The following is a 3,728-nucleotide window of genomic DNA, read 5'->3' on the forward strand; positions in this document are numbered from 1 at the left end:
GCCGGCCACCTTCACCAGGCTCGTGGTGGAGCCCGTGCCCACCAGGTCGCTGGCCTGGACCGCCTCGCGCTTCTGGCGCGGGATGGTGGCGGACTCATGGGTGCGGTGGATCAGATCCACGTGGACGCTCTCCAGCACGGCCTTGGCCACGCCGGCAGGCAGGCGCGTGCGCGTGTGCTTCAGCTCGTAGACGCGAACGCGGTAGCCGCGGATCTCCTCCAAGTCCACCAGCGCCGGCTTGTCCCAGGACAGGCGCAGGGCGTAGGCCTCGTCCTGGCCGCCGCCCGAATCGTCCGTGAACAGCTCCAGGACCGTGTTGGCATGGGCCGCCTTGGTCTGCAGCACCTCGGTGCGCGTGGTGCTCCTGGCCGCCTTTGTCGCATCCACCGCGGCCAGCATCTCCTGGGCCGTGGCCACGTCGCTGCCGAAGCCCAGCGAGAACGGCTTGGCCAGGTAGAACCAGGCCGCGTCCTCCGTGACGCTTGAGGCCTCGGTCAGGGTCAGGGTCTGCTGGACCACGTTGACGCTCAGGACAGTCACCTCCTTCAGCAGACCGTCCGCGTGGAGCAGGATCGCCTGTCCCTCCAGGCTGGACGAGAGGTCCGTGCCGGCTCCCGTGACGGTCGCCGAGCCCGTCACGATGGACAAGGTGCCCGGCTCCCGGGCGGTGCCCGCCGCACCCGAGACGATGGCCTGCTGCTTGGCGGCCACTACCTCCAGGTCCAGGCTGCCCCCCACCGCCTCCATGCCCCGGATCTGGCCCAGCGTGTAGCCGAGCATGCGCTTGGCGTTGATCAGGGCCCGGTAGCCGCCCAGCTCGCTCACATGAGCGCTCAGGGCCTCCACGCTGATGCGGGCCGCCGAGTAGCTGTCCAGGGCGCTCTTCAGCGCCGCGCTGCGGTCCGGCGCCTCGGCCAGGATCTGCAAGGCCAGGTTGTCGGCGCTGAGCAGGGGCGTGCCCGGCTTGGACGGGATCTTGCGTGTCTCCACCACCCGGTCCCCGTGCCCGTCCTGCAGGTTGAGGATGCCATGGCGGAAGAGCAGACCAAGCTCCGGGTGCTGCTCCAGGGCGCGCGCCACGGTCAGCACCGGGCTGCCCGGGTTCTGGGCATCCTGGTAGCCCACGCGGAACTCCTCCGCCGGGGTGTGCGTGTCCGTGTTCGGCTGGTGGAGGCGCGGATCGCTGACGACCTGGGCGAAGGTGCGCAGGTCCTCCACGTTCCCATCCGCTTGGACCCGGGCCACCACGATCTCTTCAAAACCCTTGATTGCAAGGGGTGACAGGCGCAGGGCGAAACCGTGGACCTGGCGGGTTTGGTGGGTTTGCCCCGTCACGAAGTGGGTCTTGGGGGCCGTCTGGATCAACGTGTACCCGGCAAAGACATAGGTGGTCGTGCCGGGCCACGGCTGCCTCACGGCCGCCAGGCTGACGATGCGCTCGCCGCCCGTGTAGGCCACGCCGGGCGCCAGCACCAGGTCGCTGCCATCCTGGCTGACCGCAAAGCCGTGCACCACGCCGTCCGTGAAGAGGTCGCCCGTCCGGTCCAGGATGGTCTGGAGGATTGCGTCCCGGCTGAAGGTCTCGTCCTCCAGGGTGGGCTTGTCGCCCGAGAAGAACAGGTACTTGTCCATGGGCCCTAAGCCTCCACGAAGGTCAGCACGCAGGCTGTGTGCGCGGGTTTCTCGGCCATCACCAGCTCGGTCACGCGCGTCCGCTCCTCGGCGTCCAGGGGGCTGGCCGGCAGGATGGACAGCCAGAAGGTGAACCGGATGTCCAGGTCGGCCTGGCTGTAGAGGCGCGTCTGGCGCAGGCCCACCATATCCGGGTTCGCCTGGTCCGCCACACTGAAGAGGTGACTGCGCTCCACCTCCACCTGCGCGGCCTGGTCCACCTCGCTTCGCACGATGCGGGCCTCGGGATCGTCCGCGTAAACCGTCAGGGCGTGCAGCGTGTGTCCCAGCACGTCCTCCACCAGGTAGCGCATGCCCATGGCGCTGCCAGCGTGCTGGCGGACGGCCGGCTGGATGGCCAGGCGCTGCCAGAGCGCCTCGTCCGTCTCGCCTTGAAGCCGCCGGGTGCCGCGGTCCAGGGCGTGGCGGTTCAGGTCCAGGCCGCGCTGGGGATCGGCGTAGTAGGCGTCCGACCCATCCCCCAGCTGCCAGATGAAGCCGCGCCGGCGCAGGCGATAGATGGCGTCCTTGGCCGCGTCATAGGACTCCCCCAGCGCGTCCAGCAGGCGCGACAGGACGCTGGCATCCTTGCGCCGGCGGGCGCTGGGCAGCCAGGAGAGCAGGAAGGGCCCAAGGCGACTGTCCATCAGAGGCTCCACTCGCTCTTGTCGATGGGCTCGATGATCGTGACGGGCTCGCCGGCCGGGACGGGATGGCGGTCCTGGTAGGACCGGCCCTTCACCCGGTGCGTCAGCGCGGCCTGGGCGGCGTCCACGTCCAGGTACTCGCGCGGGGTGGCCGGCACGTCCGCCGCGGGCGCGTCCACCACCACGTTGTAGACGCCGTCCACGGCCATGACCGCCGCCACCAAGCGGGCCCGGACGAGGCCCTCGCCCAGCTGCAGGCCATCCGAGTACTCCTGCAGGGCCCGGCGCACGTCCTCGTCCAGCGTGGCCTCGTCCGCCGTGGCGTAGCGCCAGACGGTGAGGGCCAGGCTGATTGGCGTGATGGTGGCGCCCGAGACCACCAGCTGGGCGGTCAGGGGCTGGCGAGGGCGGATATAGGCGGCCACGTCCGCCAGCAGCTGCGGCGTGGGCGCGCCGTCCGTGCCCAGCACCACCACGCCCACCGTGCCGGGTCCGTAGGGCGCGTCGTCCAGGACCATGACGGCCTTCACGCCCGGGACGCTCAAGGCCCAGGTCCGGTAGGCGCCGCGCGTGCCGCCCACGCCCAGGGTGTCCCACTTGCCGATGGCCCTTTCGCGGAAGGCGCGGTCGCTCTCGGCGTCCGCTCCCTCCTCGATCAGATGCGAGGCCGTCCCCACGTCCACGTTGGTGACGGCCTCGATGCCGGAGATGGGCGTGACGATGAAGGTCACTGTGCCCGGCCCCACGTTTCCCACGATACCGGCTTGCTCCGCCGTGGCCGTGGCCACCACAGCCGTTTGGCCCGTGGTCAGCGTGACGTCCGTGTCCGTCAGGTAGCGCACGCTGACGCCGTTCAGGTCCCGCCGGCTGCGCAAGATGGTCCCCGCCGGGATGAGCGTGTCCAGTGCGGCCGGCGTGCCGCGGCTGAAGGTCAAGCGCAGGCGCGCGGGCTTGGCGACCAGCCGCCGGACACCCACCTCGCGGGCCTTCAGATCCAGCCAGGTGCCCCGGGCCGTCTGGATGAACAGGGCCCCGGACACGGTGCGGACCAGCTCGTACAAGCCGGCCAGACCGGCCGCCAGGGATTCCAGGATGCCGCGCAGGCCCCCGCCCACGTTCACATTGGTGAAGGGAGTCTTGGCCAGGACCGCCTGCAGGAGGTCGGACAGGATCTCGTCGAAGGAGCGGATCATGTCACCACCTCCCCTTGCCGGATCGTGAAGGGCCCGGTCAGGCCCAGGCCCCAGACCAGCTCCTGCAGCCGGGCCTCCCCCGTCAGGGCGAAGCGGATGCGGAAGACCTTCTCCTCGGGCGTGAACCCGATCTGCTGGATGTTGATGCTGGCGTCCTCCACGCGGGCGTCGTCCTCCAGGGCCTCGCGCAGATGGCGCAGGGCCAGCATGCGCGTCC

At 70.4% G+C, this 3,728-nt stretch carries 4 protein-coding genes; all 4 read right to left on the bottom strand.

Features of this window, described 5'->3' with window-relative positions:
* Nucleotides 1-1,632, bottom strand: a 1,632-nt coding sequence (locus tag Q8O14_00965; GenBank protein MDP2359311.1) for a hypothetical protein, incomplete at its 3' end; no start/stop codon positions are given.
* Nucleotides 1,633-1,637: 5 nt separating this feature from the next.
* Entirely contained in the window at nt 1,638-2,318 is a 681-nt protein-coding gene (locus tag Q8O14_00970) for a hypothetical protein (GenBank protein ID MDP2359312.1), read from the bottom strand.
* Nucleotides 2,318-3,511 (bottom strand): baseplate J/gp47 family protein, encoded by a 1,194-nt coding sequence (locus Q8O14_00975; protein MDP2359313.1) that lies wholly within the window; start codon nt 3,509-3,511, stop codon nt 2,318-2,320. The genes Q8O14_00970 and Q8O14_00975 overlap by 1 nt, the downstream gene beginning before the upstream one ends.
* On the bottom strand, nt 3,508-3,728 hold a 221-nt coding region (locus tag Q8O14_00980; protein MDP2359314.1), incomplete at its 5' end, for a hypothetical protein. The genes Q8O14_00975 and Q8O14_00980, both read right to left, overlap by 4 nt.

This window comes from bacterium (assembly GCA_030685015.1).
Lineage (GTDB): Bacteria > CAIWAD01 > CAIWAD01 > CAIWAD01 > CAIWAD01 > CAIWAD01.

Coding starts and splice junctions, on each gene's coding strand:
- Q8O14_00970 (MDP2359312.1), bottom strand. CDS start 2,318: ATGGACAGTCGCCTTGGGCCCTTCCTGCTCTCCTGGCTGCCCAGCGCC.
- Q8O14_00975 (MDP2359313.1), bottom strand. CDS start 3,511: ATGATCCGCTCCTTCGACGAGATCCTGTCCGACCTCCTGCAGGCGGTC.